This window comes from Vibrio sp. 5S239, assembly GCF_041439575.1.
GTDB classification, from domain to species: Bacteria; Pseudomonadota; Gammaproteobacteria; order Enterobacterales; family Vibrionaceae; genus Vibrio; species Vibrio kanaloae.
Window position 1 is genome coordinate 1 of record NZ_JBGOOM010000015.1, and the last position, 14,800, is coordinate 14,800.

The window sequence follows — 14,800 nt, forward strand, 5'->3', positions numbered from 1 at the left end:
AGATGAGCGCTAAACAGACCCAGCTTCGGCTGGGTTTTTTATTGCCTGTTGTTTGTCGAAATTATACCGCGTGCTCTAACATTAGGGGCAGCGTCTAGGGTGGCTTTAAGTCGCTTTAACAAGAAAGTAAGGGTGATGTTGGCAACTAATGATTGGTATTGCTGTAGTTGACTGAGGGCGTATTTACAACGAGGTGAGGTGTGACTTAGCACAGCTATTCAAGGAACTAGCAAAGTTAGCAGGCACAAAAAAACGCTACCCTTAAGATAGCGTTTTAATTAAAGCAGATAAGTAATCGAGATTACTTAGTTACTTTAAGAACTGGAGTTTCGCCAACAGTTACAGAACCAGAAAGCTTGTTCAGCTCCTTGATTTCGTCCATGTTAGAGATAACAACTGGAGTAAGCGTAGATTTCGCTTTCTCTTCTAGAAGCGCTAGGTCGAAAGTGATGATAGTGTCACCAGCTTTAACAGATTGACCTTCTTCAGCTACGCGAGTGAAACCTTCGCCTTTAAGTTCAACAGTATCGATACCGAAGTGAACGAAAAGCTCAACACCGTCGTCAGACTCGATAGAGAATGCGTGGTTAGTTTCGAAGATCTTACCGATAGTACCGTTAACTGGAGCTACCATTTTGTCGCCAGCTGGTTTGATCGCGATGCCGTCACCAACGATTTTTTCAGCGAAAACTACATCTGGCACATCTTCGATGTTTACGATTTCACCAGAAAGAGGTGCGATGATTTCGATTGCACCAGCATCAGCGCTGTCATCAGATACAAGCTTTTTCAGTTTGTCAAACAGACCCATTGTGTCATGCTCCTAACGTTTAGTTTTATTCTATAGAATATACTATACCAATCTAACAAATTAGACGACTATTTTTAGCCGTCTAACTTTATTAAGCATTTGGCGATTACTGAGTTTTCTCAGCGATGAACTTTTCTACGCAAGCTTCAATTTCAGCAGCTGTTGGTAGAGATAGTGCTTCGTCAGCCATAGCTTTAACTTCAGCGAAGTTAGAGTTACGGATTACTTTCTTAACTTTAGGGATAGAGATACCGCTCATAGAGAACTCATCTAAACCCATACCAAGAAGAAGTAGCGTCGCACGTTCATCACCAGCAAGCTCACCACACATACCTGTCCATTTACCTTCAGCGTGTGATGCGTCGATCACCTGCTTGATTACTGTAAGAACAGCAGGAGATAGCGGGTTGTATAGGTGAGAAATCATTTCGTTACCACGGTCTACCGCAAGAGTGTATTGCGTTAGGTCGTTAGTACCGATAGAGAAGAAAGATACTTCTTTCGCTAGGTGATGTGCGATTGCAGCAGCTGCTGGAGTCTCAACCATTACGCCGATTTCGATTTCTTCATCGAAAGCTAGGCCTTCAGCGCGAAGTTCAACTTTGTACTCTTCGATTGCTTTTTTCAGTTCACGGATCTCTTCAACAGAAATGATCATTGGGAACATGATACGTAGTTTACCGTGTGCAGATGCACGTAGGATACCACGCAGTTGGTCACGTAGGATTTCACGACGATCCAAGCTGATACGTACTGCACGCCAGCCTAGGAAAGGGTTCATCTCTTGTGGAAGGTCCATGTATGGTAGGTCTTTGTCGCCACCAATATCCATAGTACGGATAATCACTGACTCGCCTTCCATTGCTTCTGCTACTTCTTTGTAAGCAGCGTATTGCTCTTCTTCAGTAGGAAGCGCGTCACGGTCCATAAATAGGAATTCAGTACGGTACAGACCAACACCTTCACCGCCGTTACGCAGGATACCGTCACAGTCTTTTACTGTACCGATGTTGCCACAAACTTCTACACGGTGACCGTCTAGAGTTTCAGCATGCAAATCTTTTAGTTTTGCTAGTTCAGCCGCTTCTGCTTCGAAATCTGCTTTGATTTTCTTAGCTTCTGTTAGTTCTGCTTCAGAAGGGTTGATGATGATCTTGTTGTTCATCGCGTCCAGCACAAGCATGTCGCCGTTCTTAACTTGCTTAGTGATATCGTTAGTACCAACGATAGCTGGAAGCTCAAGAGAACGTGCCATGATTGAAGTATGAGATGTACGACCGCCGATGTCACAAGCAAAACCAAGAACGTAGTCTAGGTTGATTTGTGCAGTTTCAGATGGCGTTAGGTCGTAAGCAACTAGGATAACTTCTTCATTGATGTCTGCTAGAGAAACAATGTTGATGCCTAGTGCATTTTTAACGAAACGAGTACCGATATCACGGATATCAGTTGCACGTTCTTTTAGGTACTCATCATCAAGAGACTCTAGTGCAACAGCTTGCTCTTCGATCACAGTGTGGATCGCGTTGTCTGCGTGCATTTTATCTTTCTTGATGAGTGCTAAAATCTCTTCTTCTAGCTCTTCATCTTCAAGCAGCATGATGTGGCCTTCAAAGATTGCTTCTTTTTCTTCGCCAAAAGTTTCAAGTGCTTTTTGCTTAACAACTTCAAGTTGTTGAGAAGATTTGTTGCGAGCGTCAAAGAAACGCTGAACTTCTGCTTCAACTTGAGCGTCTGAGATAGGTTGAGTGTTTAGGACAATTTCATCTTCTTGAAGTAGTAGTGCTTTACCGAAAGCAATACCAGGAGATGCTAGGATGCCTGAAATCATAGCTTTACCTTAGTTGTTCAACTGTAAACGGGAGAGTGTGTAAATTTAAGTCGTCGACTAATGCCGCGCTTATTCCTATCTATTTCGAACAAAGCCACTTTGATATGCAAAATGGCTTTGAAAGAAGGAGACCGTATTAGTGTAGTTGATCCATAAGAGCAACTAGGTGGTCTACAGCTTGTTGAGCTTGAGGGCCTTCAGCTGAAATAGTTACGTTAGTCCCTTTTACTAGGCCTAAAGTTTGTAGTTTGAACAGGCTTTTCGCGCTAGCGCTTTTGCCGTTAGAAGTCACAGTGATGTCAGCGTCGAAAGATTTTGCTTCTTTTACAAACTGTGCAGCTGGACGAGTGTGAAGGCCGTTTTCTGCTGTGATTTCTACTTGCTTCTCGTACATTTTATATACCCCAATTAATTTATTTTTTGTAAGTTTGTAACCAGATTAGCTTAACTGCTTTAGCCCAAATGCGCTAGAGACTGGTACGCCATGTTCGTGTTAGAACTTAGACTGGTTATAAATTTTTATCCAGCCATGGTCATCTTTTGTTGAGTACTCATGACTTTCTGAATTTGTTTATTGCTTCTTTTATTTTGAAGCGAAAAATAAAACAGACCCGATATTACCAAAGGTAGGGCAGGGATCAACAAAAAAGCCCCTAAACGGGGCTTTTTTGGACGAAAAATTGATTTGACCACATATTATTGTTGGTTCTCTTTTTCCGTAAAGAGACCTGCAAATAGGGCTGTACTTAGGTAACGTTCACCAGAGCTTGGTAGCACGGTAACAATGGTTTTTCCTACAAATTCAGGGAGTTCTGCAATTCTGTTTGCCGCTACCACTGCCGCGCCAGATGATATGCCTGCTAGGATGCCTTCTTCTTTCATTAGCCGTTGAGCCATCTCAATCGCTTCTTCAGAAGTTACCGATTCTACGCGGTCAATAATGTCTAAATCTAGGTTTCCTGGGATGAAACCAGCACCAATACCTTGGATTTTGTGCGGAGCCGGCTTGATTTCTTCGCCCGCAAGCGCTTGTGCAATCACTGGAGACTCTGCTGGTTCAACTGCTACTGAGGTGATGGCTTTGCCTTTTTCACCTTTAATGTAGCGACTCGTACCAGTGATGGTGCCACCAGTACCTACACCAGCTACAAACACGTCGACTTCACCATCAGTTGCTTCCCAAATTTCAGGACCTGTTGTTTGTTCATGAATTTGTGGGTTTGCTGGGTTGTTGAATTGTTGTAGGAGTAGATATTTCTCTGGATCTGAAGCAACAATCTCTTCTGCCTTGGCGATTGCGCCGTTCATGCCTTTTGGTGCTTCAGTCAGCACTAGGTTTGCACCAAGCGCTTTAAGTAGCTTACGACGTTCTAGGCTCATTGACTCAGGCATCGTTAGCGTTAGCTTGTAACCGCGTGCGGCTGCTACAAATGCAAGTGCAACACCTGTGTTACCACTGGTCGGCTCAACAAGCTCGATACCTGGTTTCAGAGTACCTGCTTTTTCTGCTTCCCAGATCATGTTTGACCCGATACGACACTTGACACTGAAGCTTGGGTTACGAGCTTCGATCTTAGCTAGAACGTTACCTTTGCTTACTTTGTTAAGGCGGACTAGAGGCGTGTTACCAATCGTTAGGGTGTTGTCTTCGTAGATCTTGCTCATGCGATATTCCTTCATTTAATGACAGAACTAAACGTAGTATATCAATCACTTTACCGTCTAGTGTCTTTCGATGTTTGTTTAGCTTGAATTTAGGGTAAACAAGTTGAAAAAAAGTAAAAGGATTAAAAAGTTATATCATATAGATATGTAGCGGAGGTCACGCCTACCTTTATTGAAGTCAGAACTTAAAGAAGATAGGCGTTGTTAAAGAGAGAGTGAAGGTTATAGACGAGAACGCAGAGCTTGGTCTTTAAACTCAACAACCCACATGGCTGTGGCGCCACAAACCGCGACTGGCATCACGATCAGGTTTAAAATTGGGATTGTCGTAAAAACAGAAACAAGCGCGCCGAAGCTATAGGTCTTACCTTGCTTTTGTTTCAAATTGTTTCTCATATCATCAAATTTTATTTTATGGTTATCAAATGGGTAATCAGCGTACTGGATTGCGAGCATCCATGCGGTGAAGATGAACCATAAAAATGGTGCAACGGTTTGCCCCAGTGCTGGAATTAATAAAAGTAGGAATAAGCCGATCGCTTTTGGCAAAACGTAGACAAGCTTGCGCCATTCTCTGGCTAATATACGTGGCGTATCTTTGAGAACATCGAGTAAACCGTCCTCATTGACTTTATTGCCGCTAAGCAGTTCTTCTACCTTCTCCGAGAGCAAGCCATTGAACGGTGCGGCGATGAAGTTAGCGAGTGTGCTAAAAAAATACGAAAATGTTGCCAATACGGTTAGTACTAGTAGTGGCCATAAAATATATGACAACCATGATAAGAAGCTTGGTAATGCCCCAATCCATCCTTCAATCCAAGTGTTTAGGTTAGAGAAGATATAAAACAAAGCACCACCAACAAGTAATACGTTAGCGATAAGAGGAAGTAGTACAAACTTACGAATACTCGGTGATAAAGCGATCTTTATTCCGAAAATAAAGTAGCCAAAGCCTGAGCGAGGAATAGATTCAATAGTCATATTTAAATTGGGTCACATGTGAATTTGGTTAAATAGCAAACATCTCTAGTGTACTCGACCGAAATTAAGAAAAAAAGCGTGGCGAAAATCACATCAAGTAAGGAACTAATTGTATTAAGTTGTTCTAAAACGGTGGCTACTTTTGATAGAGTAGTGAGATTGGTCAAATTAACCTAACTTAGTGACAGCGTTTTAATAGCTAGTGACTACGAAAGCTGAGAGCGAAAAATGCAGGAATTGCGATTTGTACTCATTATTGTTGGCGCATTAGCTATCGCCGCATTATTGTTCCACGGTTTGTGGACGAGTAAGAAAGAAGGGAAAGCAAAGTTTGGAGATAAGCCGCTTGGTAAGCTTGAAAACGATCGCTTAGGTGAGCCTGAAAATATCCCAAACCGCTCATTCGCCCCAGAAGATGATTTCGAGATAATCAGAAAAGAACGTAAAGAGCCGGATTTTGCTGCTTCACCATCTGAGACTGATCCTTTGATTGACTCAGACCCGCTAACAGCACCACCAACGAAAGAAGTTTACGAAGATGATATTGAATTGAATGATCTTCCTTCTTTCAGTGTTGAAGAGCCAATCAAGGTTGAAAGCGAATCTAAAGAGATTGAAGAACAGAAGGTTGTTGAGCCTGAAGTTCCAAGTTTTGAGCTGACCGATGAGCAAAAAGAAAGTCACGCTGGTTTTCAAGAACAATATGGCTCGCTTGATGAAAAAGTAGATGAAACGATTGAAGAACCATTGGTGTCCAGTGAGCCGGTCGTTGCTGAAGAAACCATTGTTCCACAAGGTGCCTCATCAATTGAGTCAGAAGTAAAGCAAGATGAAGACCTTGGTCTTGAAGTGATCGTTCTTAATGTACATTGCGCTGGAGAGGTTCCATTTATTGGCACTGAACTCTTCCGTAGCATGGAGAGCAATGGTCTAACTTATGGTGAAATGTCTATCTATCACTGCTTTGCACAACCTAGTGATGATCCAAAAGTTATTTTCAGCGTAGCAAATATGATGCAACCCGGTACCCTAGAACACGATGATCCTGCTGACTTTACAACGAAAGGCATTTCATTCTTTATGACGCTGCCATGCTACGGTCAAGCTGATCAAAACTTCAATGTGATGTTGAGTGCAGCGCAAAAAATTGCTGACGATATGGGTGGAAATGTCCTAGATGAGTCTCGCAATTTAATGACACCAAGCCGTTTGTCTGACTACCGTAAACAAATCAGAGACTTTATGATGGCATCGAATGCCTAGCCGTATTCTTTAGCCTTGTAAATAATCTATATTTATAGAAAAGGGCTCCTAAGGGAGCCCTTTTTGATATTTCAATCACGATAGAGAATGATATGAAAGAATCGATTCAAGTTACCTTAGAGCAGTTAAGAGAAACTCTGCATTATCATGCCGTTCGTTATTACGTAGAAGATACTCCAGAGATTCCTGATGTCGAGTACGATCGATTAATGCAACAGTTGCTAAAAATCGAACAAGAAAACCCTGAACTCGTGACGGCTGATTCGCCAAGTCAACGTGTCGGCGGTCAGCCTTTAGATGGCTTCACTCAAGTGACCCATGAAATCCCAATGCTTTCTCTGGACAATGCATTCTCTGACGAAGACTTGGATGCGTTCAATAAGCGCATGTCGGATAGAGCTCCAACCGCAAACCTCAAAACTTTCTGTTGTGAACCTAAGCTTGATGGCCTTGCAGTAAGCTTGCTCTATGTGAATGGAACCTTGGTTCAGGCTGCGACTCGTGGTGACGGTGCTGTTGGTGAAAACATCACAGAAAACGTGCGCACGATCAGTTCGATTCCACTTAAGTTGCAAGGCAAAGGTTGGCCAGAGCGTATTGAAGTTCGTGGTGAAGTATTTATGCCAAAAGCGGGCTTCAATAAACTGAACGAACTGGCGTTGAAAAAAGGTGAGAAAGTCTTTGTTAACCCACGTAATGCCGCTGCTGGTAGCCTACGTCAGCTTGATTCACGTATTACGGCTAAACGACCTCTGGCTTTTTATGCCTACAGTGTTGGTGTTGTAGAAGGCGCAGAGCTTTCCAAGAGCCACTATCAACGCTTCTTGCAGCTGAAAGGCTGGGGTTTGCCAATGTGTCCTGAAACTAAACAGTTGAGCTCGTTAGAGGATGTAAAGGCGTACTACCAAGATATTATGGCACGTCGTGATGCTCTGTCTTATGAGATCGATGGCGTGGTTATCAAAGTCGACGATATTGCGGCGCAAGAAGTGCTTGGCTTTGTTGCTAGGGCGCCTCGTTGGGCTATTGCTTACAAGTTTCCGGCTCAAGAAGAAATCACTCTGTTAAATGACGTTGAGTTTCAAGTTGGCCGTACAGGGGCTATTACGCCTGTCGCTAAACTAGAGCCTATCTTTGTTGGCGGCGTAACGGTAAGTAATGCCACGCTGCACAACGCTGATGAGATAGCTCGTTTAGGTGTGAAGGTAGGCGACAGCGTTATTATCCGCCGAGCTGGTGATGTGATTCCGCAAATTGTGGCCGTTGTACAAGATCGCCGCCCAGCTACGGCGACAGACATTGTTTTCCCTGATGCTTGCCCTGTATGTAGTTCTGCCGTTGAGCGTGTCGAAGGTGAGGCTGTTGCGCGTTGTACTGGTGGTTTGGTGTGTCAAGCACAGCGAAAAGAAGCGCTTAAACACTTTGTTTCGAGAAAGGCTCTCGACGTTGATGGGCTGGGCGTGAAAGTAATAGAACAGCTTGTAGATCGCGAAATGGTCGAAACTCCAGCAGACTTGTTTAAGCTCAGTGCAGGCGTGATTACGGTTCTTGACCGAATGGGGCCTAAGTCAGCACAAAACGTGGTGAGTGCGCTTAATAAGGCCAAAGAGACGACATTAGCGCGTTTTCTTTATTCACTCGGTATTCGTGAAGTAGGTGAAGCAACGGCAATGAACCTAGCGCAGCACTTCAAGACGCTAGAGCTGGTTCAAGCGGCAACTCACGAGCAGTTAGTCGAAGTGTCAGATATTGGTAACATCGTCGCTAGCCATATCACTGGTTTCTTTTCACAAGAGAAAAACAGAGCAGTAATCGACCAGCTAGTAGAGCTTGGTGTGAACTGGCCACAGCTCGAAGAGGCTGCCGATGACCAAGAACTACCATTAGAAGGTAAGGTCGTTGTGTTAACAGGCTCACTCTCTCAACTTGGTCGAAGTGAAGCTAAAGCTGCATTACAAGCGCTAGGTGCGAAAGTAACGGGCAGCGTATCTAAGAAAACCGACATCTTATTCGCTGGTGAAGCGGCAGGTTCTAAACTAACTAAAGCACAAGATTTAGGTATCGAAGTAAGAACAGAAGAAGATCTAATTGCCCTTATTTCGTAAGTAAATTCAGATAAAAAAAGCTCAAAGGCACTCCTTAAAGGGAGTGCCTTTTTTGTGTTTGTTATAAATTGATAGTCTTTTTAATTGTTGAGAATTTTGTTCCTATACGAACTATTAAGTTAGGACAGTGATGGCGCTCAATATTAATGAAATACCATTTTGGTTGTAAGATAAATGCGAGTCACTTCAATTTTATGGAAATTAAATTTAAGTCAAAGCATTGATTTAAATGAACTAAACTGGTTTGTTGTATAGGTTTTACAATTTATCGACTGAGATCACTAAGCACCCAGTAAATTTGCACTAACTCATATTTTTTTAGATGAAAATTAAGTTCTCATTGATCTTTTTGAGGGCGAAGTTAGTCTTAATGCCATGGATGCACACGATGTGTATAACCAGAAAGGAAATAGAGAATTCTGTGTTAAGGGTTCTCAAACAAGAAAAGGTATTTCTCTCTACGGCGGCCAACTTTAGGTGAGGAATATTTAAACAGCTATATCCATTTTTAGGAGTTTTATTCCATGGAACACAAAATTTTCAAACGTACTCTACTAGGTGCCTCAGTTGCACTTTTATCAACAGGCGTAATGGCGAAAGAAGTTGGTATTAACTCTGACTTCAACGTTGATGTTTACGGTGTTGCGGCTATCTCTTTAGTTAACTACAACACAACTGATAATAATGACTCTAGCTCTGGTTACGCAGTAGAGAATGAATCTCGTATCGGCTTCCGTGCTCATAAAGATATGTTTGATGACGTATTAATTACAATGCAGATCGAATCTGGTTACGTAGATAGTACAGACTGGGGACATGGTGGCGTTTCAGGCGGTGTGCTTGGTTTCCGTGATACTTTTGTTGGTGCTTCTGGCTCTTGGGGTAATCTACGTGTGGGTCGTGTTCTTACGCCACTATACGAAATTGTCGACTGGCCATTCTCTAACCCTGGTCTAGGCTCTGTATTCGATTGGGGCGGTATCAATGGTCACTACGATCGTCAATCTAACCAAGTACGTTACGACTCAGCTAAATTTGGTGGTTTCTCTTTTGCAGCTTCTGTTGGTCGTGATGATAACGACAACGGTGGTGGTGCAGCGACTCGTGATGCTAACTTCTTTGGCGCAAGCGCTAAATACAGCTTCGAAAAAGTAACATTTATGGGTGCAGTTGAATCTGGTACTCGTGTAGTTGCCGCTACTGGTGGTGATTGGTCATTTGATGAGAATGGTAACCCTGAGCAAGCTCCTGAAGTCGCTGGCTACGATGATGATACATTCGCATACATCGTTGGTTTTGAGGCTAGCCTACCTGCAGGATTCGGCTTTGCGGCTGCATTTAAAGGTGAAGAGCTAGATAACGGCATCCGTAAGCAAACACAAGATTCTTACTCTATCATTGGCCAATACTGGAATGGTCCAATTGGTTTTAAACTGGGTTACGCAGCGAACCTAGAGTCTGAACTTAACGGTAGCAAAGAAGCTAATACAGATAGCAATACTATCTCTGGTCAGCTAATGGCAGTGCACAACGGATTCGTACCTTACCTACGTGTTGCGGGCCGTACTGTTGGTGACGCTGATACAGATATCGTAACTCGCGTTGGTCTTGAGTACGGTTTCTAAGCTAGAATTATCAGCTTAAACAGTTAGATAAAAACCCAAACGCTGGTAAATTTTTTTGCCAGCGTTTTTCCATAGTGAACATAAGGAATTAGTCATAATGAATAAAGTTAGTGTGGTTGTATTATCATTATTTTTGGGAGCTTGTAGTTCACTCGATTCACAAAGTAATTTCGCAGATTCAGTTGCAGATGTGCAGTCAAAAGGTGGCTACATTCAAGTGACTGGCCAATCTTATGTTGCAGAAAACAGAGCAAATGTAGGCGCAGACATTATCAAGTCATCGCTCTACTTTACGTACAATAAAGAAGTAACACAGAATTCAGCTCCAGAATCGTCAATTACTATGGATGTAAGTTACTTCCAAAGTTACAAAGAGTACCAAACCGTAAGCTTTTTTGGTAAGACGATAGAGTTAGAAGATAGACAAGTTCCAAGAGAGAGCTGCAGCGAACACTGTACAAAAACTCAATATATTAAGTTTCCTCTAAGCGAAGCTGATATCCAGCAAGCAAGAGAAAAGAATTTAGAGTTTACGCTTGATGGACAAAACTCAATAATGAGTACAACTTTCATTGTGCCGAAAGCGTATATCGACACAATTTACAATGGCGCCAATAATCATACTGCGATTGCTATCGCTCCAGTAGCTGCGCCTGTTGCAGCTGTAGTTGCTGAAGAGCCAAAGGCGTCACAAGCTCAAGAGATGGTTAACTACTGGTATGGTCAAGCGACAAAAGAAGAGCAATCGGCAGTGACGAATTGGGCATTCCAAAATCGCAAGAACGCAACACCTGCACTACTAGAAGGCTCCAAAGAAATCGAAATGGTTTCATACTGGTTCAACAAGCTAGACAGTGAAGAAAAATCTCAAACTATGATTTGGCTTTTAGAGCAAGAGTAAGCCTCTAACGTTACGCTCTAGCTATGTTTTTCAACCGCAGTATTGTATAACAACAGTACTGCGGTGATACATTTTAGGCTTACAGGTAAGATTGTGAATATTGGTGAAGTAGCGAAACGTGTTGGTACAACAGCGAAATCCATTCGTTTTTACGAAAGCAAAGGAATGATGAGTCCTCCACTTCGTTCAGAAAACGGCTACAGACAATACGGCGAGATTCACATCGAACAGTTAGAATTTGTATTAAGAGCTAAAATGGTTGGGTTTACCCTTGATGAGTGTAAATCACTGGTTGAGTTGGCAATGAATCCCAATAGGCAAAGCTACGAGGTCAAGCAGAAAGCAACGCAGAAGTTAGATGAAATAGAATTAAAGCTTGCTGAATTAAATAAGATGAAAACTCAACTCCAAGCTTGGGTACAAGACTGCCCCGGCGATGCTTCAACGGAATGCCCTATTTTAAACAATCTATCTGGCCGCAGTTAGTTAGGTTATTTCCGTTACCAATAATTGTCAGGCTGTAAATTATATTACTAGCCTGACTTTAATCTCTTATCACAGCACTTTTCCGCCGTAATGTTTACAGATCAGCAATGGCACATGCGTGACCGCGTTACCATCCAAACACTTAACTATAGGCCCCATATTTCCGTTACCTGGAGACTGACTGCTCGCTAGAGCGCTTCCAAATGATAAACTGAAAACAGCCGTTAGAATTATTAAAAGATGTCTCATACGAACTCCATTAGGTTTATCTCTGATTGAGATAAGTCAAAGTATGGACAAGGAAATAAAAATTTCAAAAACTAGGCGGACTTAACATTTTTAATAATTATAATTAAGCGGCAATAAGGCTAACTATTCATATATATAATGGAAAAGAAATCTGACTTTCTTATAGCTTTTTAGCTCAATCAAACTTTTTAGCTTGACGAAATAAGAACTTATTTTCTTTTCAATTCAATCTATCGCAATGATAATTCGAATATTATTAAGACACGAAAATCAAAAAAGCCTGCATCTGTTGAAACTGCAGGCTTTATATAGCACTTTATTATAAAGGTTCTATTATTAGAACTATTCCGTCTAAAGCGACAATCTTAATTTCGGTGCCAGATGAAATATCTTGACTGGCTTTTGCAGACCAAGAAGAGTCACCGACCCTAATTCTACAGCTACCTTTGTTAACTGCTTCGGTAAGAAAAACGGTTTGACCTACCAGTTGTTTTTCTCTTTGGTTTAACTCTCGCCCCGCATCTGAGTGCTTGTCATTAGACAGTTGTCTTCTCCACCACAACCAAGTGGTGATCAACGAGAAGCTAGCAAAGGATAACCATTGCATCTGCCAGCCAATAGGTAGAGCACCCAAAAGGACACCGACCAGCATGGCAGATATGCCTATCCATAAAAAGTAACCAGCGGTTCCAATTAACTCAAGTGCTAGCAACGCTAGACCAAACGCCAACCAATGCCAATGGTTTACTTGTTCTAGTAATTCGACCATAAGTTAGTCCTTACTGCCTTTGTCACTCTTATGTGCAAACATTTCAGCGATACCAGCTACAGAACCCATTAGGCCTGTGGCTTCGAGTGGTAGCATTATGATCTTGCCGTTTTCAGCTTGGCCAATCGACTTTAGTGCCTCAGTGTAGCCCTGCGCAATAAAGTAGTTTACGGCTTGCATATCACCTTGAGCAATCGCTGTCGAAACCATCTCTGTTGCTTTCGCTTCTGCCTCTGCGGCACGCTCACGAGCTTCGGCTTGCAATATCGCTGCTTGTTTTTCACCTTCTGCTTTCAGGATCTCTGATTGCTTGTGACCTTCCGCTTTCAATATTTCGGCTTGTCTAACACCTTCTGCCTCTAGTATATCAGCACGCTTATTTCGCTCTGCCTTCATCTGGGCATTCATCGCAGCGGTAAGGTCGGCGGGTGGTTGTACGTCTTTAATTTCGATACGCGTCACCTTTACGCCCCAAGGGTTGGTTGCTTGATCGACGATATTCAGTAACTTGGTATTAATCATGTCACGCTGGCTGAGCATTTCATCCAGCTCCATAGACCCAAGTACTGTACGGATATTGGTGAGGGTTAGATTGCGAATCGCATGCTCAAGATCGTTCACTTCGTAGGCCGCTTTAGGGGCATCGATAACCTGAACAAAACAAACCGCATCAATAACTACGTTCGCGTTGTCTTTAGAGATGACTTCTTGCGCAGGGATGTCGAGAACGCGCTCCATCATGCTGATGCGCTGTCCTACTTTATCTATAAATGGAATGATTAGGTTAAGACCCGGCTTGAGCGTTAAGGTATATCGCCCGAAGCGTTCAACTGTCCAGTTATTGCCTTGTGGGACGGTTTTCACACCAGCGAAAATAAATAGTAATGCGACGGCAGTAAAGATGCCAATAGTAATTAATGTATCAATATCCATACAAAATCCTTTGTAAGTGTAAGTTTTTGATAGTCCACTATTGATACTGGCTCATATTTAAAATCTGAGCAAATTTATAAATGAGAAACGGGCTATAAAACATTGATTTTATAGCCCGTTTTGCTTTTTTTTTACGACAAGCTAAAGGGTGACTTTATCACTTATAGTTCATTTCAATAGCATGCTTTACTGATTGTTAGTAGAGCAATGAGTACAGTTGGCGACGGTACTTACTCGCAACGGGATTACCTTGTCCAAGTGCACTTAAAATATCCATGAACTCTTTTTTCATGTCGCCATCGAGAGTGTTGAGATCTTTGGCTAAAAAGGACCACAGTAGGTTCATTGATTCTTCGCTACGGTTTACTTGATGGTATTGCAGTGCCAGTTCAGATGCCGTTTTAGCGTCGCTTGGATTTTGCTGAAGAGCGGTTTCTAATGCTTGTATCTCTGGGCTGTCTGATGCCTGTTTGTGAAGTTCCAGTTTCGCAACTAAGCCTTTGTAGTAGTTGTCTTGGTACTCTAGGGGGATTGTCGCTAGTTGAGTTTCAGCAAGGTCAAACTGTTGCGTTTCTAATAAACATTCAGCGATCGCCAGTTTTACTTCACCCTTACTTGTTAACTCTGCCGGTAATTGCTGTATCGCGGCTAGTGCCTGTGCGTGTGCACCGGTTTGCATTTGTTCTAAAGCTTGGCGTAAAGCGAGTTCATCTTGACTAGGTAGGTGTTTACTAAGCATTTCTACAATTGCTTCTATGCTTTGGGGACCACCGAGTCCATCAACAGGTTGGCCATTAACAAAAAGTGCAACGGTCGGCAGTGCTTGAACACCGAACTGGCTAGCAATGGCTTGTTCTTGCTCACAATTCAACAAGGCTAAGGTGAAAGCGCCATTGTATTGCTGAGTTAATGTTTGTAGTTCAGGAATGATTTGGGCGCTCTCTTGGCTCATTGGTGCCCAAAAATGGATGAGTACAGGGGTCTGCATCGAACCTTCTAATACTTGACGAAAGTTCTGCTCATTAAGTTCAACAACATGCGGAGATTGCATTTACGTTCCTTGAGGTTTTTTTTGTGGATACGTTGCAAATATGGGGGGATTAGTCGGTAACTTCAAGATCTAACTCGGTTATCTCAGATAAAAAGCCCCAAAAATAGAAAAACGCTATGCTTCGATGTTG

At 42.6% G+C, this 14,800-nt stretch carries 14 protein-coding genes; 5 read left to right on the forward strand and 9 right to left on the reverse strand.

The window, feature by feature from the left end; translation table 11 throughout:
* Positions 1-301: 301 nt before the first annotated feature.
* The 5 genes from crr to cysZ form a co-directional block, all read right to left on the reverse strand.
* Positions 302-811: a PTS glucose transporter subunit IIA gene (crr, locus tag ACED48_RS12685; RefSeq protein WP_004737851.1), complete on the reverse strand. Its 510-nt coding sequence runs from the start codon at positions 809-811 to the stop codon at positions 302-304.
* A gap of 106 nt (positions 812-917) precedes the next feature.
* Complete coding sequence (gene ptsI / locus ACED48_RS12690; protein WP_017056362.1) at positions 918-2,642, reverse strand: phosphoenolpyruvate-protein phosphotransferase PtsI; 1,725 nt, start codon at positions 2,640-2,642, stop codon at positions 918-920.
* Between the two features lie 136 nt (positions 2,643-2,778).
* Entirely contained in the window at positions 2,779-3,036 is a 258-nt protein-coding gene (locus ACED48_RS12695) for an HPr family phosphocarrier protein (RefSeq protein WP_004734263.1), read from the reverse strand.
* A gap of 302 nt (positions 3,037-3,338) precedes the next feature.
* On the reverse strand, positions 3,339-4,307 hold the full coding sequence (cysK, locus tag ACED48_RS12700) for a cysteine synthase A (RefSeq protein WP_017056363.1): 969 nt from the start codon (positions 4,305-4,307) through the stop codon (positions 3,339-3,341).
* Positions 4,308-4,529: 222 nt separating this feature from the next.
* Positions 4,530-5,288: a sulfate transporter CysZ gene (gene cysZ, locus ACED48_RS12705; RefSeq protein WP_017056364.1), complete on the reverse strand. Its 759-nt coding sequence runs from the start codon at positions 5,286-5,288 to the stop codon at positions 4,530-4,532.
* Positions 5,289-5,516: 228 nt separating this feature from the next.
* Here cysZ and zipA point away from each other — a divergent pair, with 228 nt between their 5' ends.
* The 5 genes from zipA to cueR all read left to right on the forward strand — a co-directional run bounded on the left by zipA (position 5,517) and on the right by cueR (position 11,668).
* Positions 5,517-6,551 (forward strand): cell division protein ZipA, encoded by a 1,035-nt coding sequence (gene zipA, locus ACED48_RS12710; protein ID WP_017056365.1) that lies wholly within the window; start codon positions 5,517-5,519, stop codon positions 6,549-6,551.
* A 92-nt stretch (positions 6,552-6,643) separates the two neighbouring features.
* Positions 6,644-8,656, forward strand: a complete 2,013-nt coding sequence (gene ligA / locus ACED48_RS12715; protein WP_017056366.1) for an NAD-dependent DNA ligase LigA — start codon at positions 6,644-6,646, stop codon at positions 8,654-8,656.
* 524 nt (positions 8,657-9,180) lie between these two features.
* On the forward strand, positions 9,181-10,281 hold the full coding sequence (locus ACED48_RS12720; RefSeq protein ID WP_017056367.1) for a porin: 1,101 nt from the start codon (positions 9,181-9,183) through the stop codon (positions 10,279-10,281).
* A gap of 97 nt (positions 10,282-10,378) precedes the next feature.
* On the forward strand, positions 10,379-11,182 hold the full coding sequence (locus ACED48_RS12725) for a DUF2057 family protein (RefSeq protein WP_017056368.1): 804 nt from the start codon (positions 10,379-10,381) through the stop codon (positions 11,180-11,182).
* A 93-nt stretch (positions 11,183-11,275) separates the two neighbouring features.
* Positions 11,276-11,668 (forward strand): Cu(I)-responsive transcriptional regulator, encoded by a 393-nt coding sequence (gene cueR, locus ACED48_RS12730; RefSeq protein WP_017056369.1) that lies wholly within the window; start codon positions 11,276-11,278, stop codon positions 11,666-11,668.
* 69 nt (positions 11,669-11,737) lie between these two features.
* Here cueR and ACED48_RS12735 read toward each other — a convergent pair whose 3' ends face one another.
* The 4 genes from ACED48_RS12735 to ACED48_RS12750 all read right to left on the reverse strand — a co-directional run bounded on the left by ACED48_RS12735 (position 11,738) and on the right by ACED48_RS12750 (position 14,670).
* Entirely contained in the window at positions 11,738-11,917 is a 180-nt protein-coding gene (locus tag ACED48_RS12735; protein WP_017056370.1) for a hypothetical protein, read from the reverse strand.
* Positions 11,918-12,236: 319 nt separating this feature from the next.
* Complete coding sequence (locus tag ACED48_RS12740) at positions 12,237-12,686, reverse strand: NfeD family protein (protein WP_017056371.1); 450 nt, start codon at positions 12,684-12,686, stop codon at positions 12,237-12,239.
* A gap of 3 nt (positions 12,687-12,689) precedes the next feature.
* The gene (locus ACED48_RS12745; RefSeq protein WP_017056372.1) at positions 12,690-13,619 is read right to left on the reverse strand and encodes an SPFH domain-containing protein; all 930 of its coding nucleotides are present in this window, start codon (positions 13,617-13,619) and stop codon (positions 12,690-12,692) included.
* 196 nt (positions 13,620-13,815) lie between these two features.
* The gene (locus tag ACED48_RS12750) at positions 13,816-14,670 is read right to left on the reverse strand and encodes a co-chaperone YbbN (protein ID WP_017056373.1); all 855 of its coding nucleotides are present in this window, start codon (positions 14,668-14,670) and stop codon (positions 13,816-13,818) included.
* Positions 14,671-14,800 lie beyond the last annotated feature (130 nt).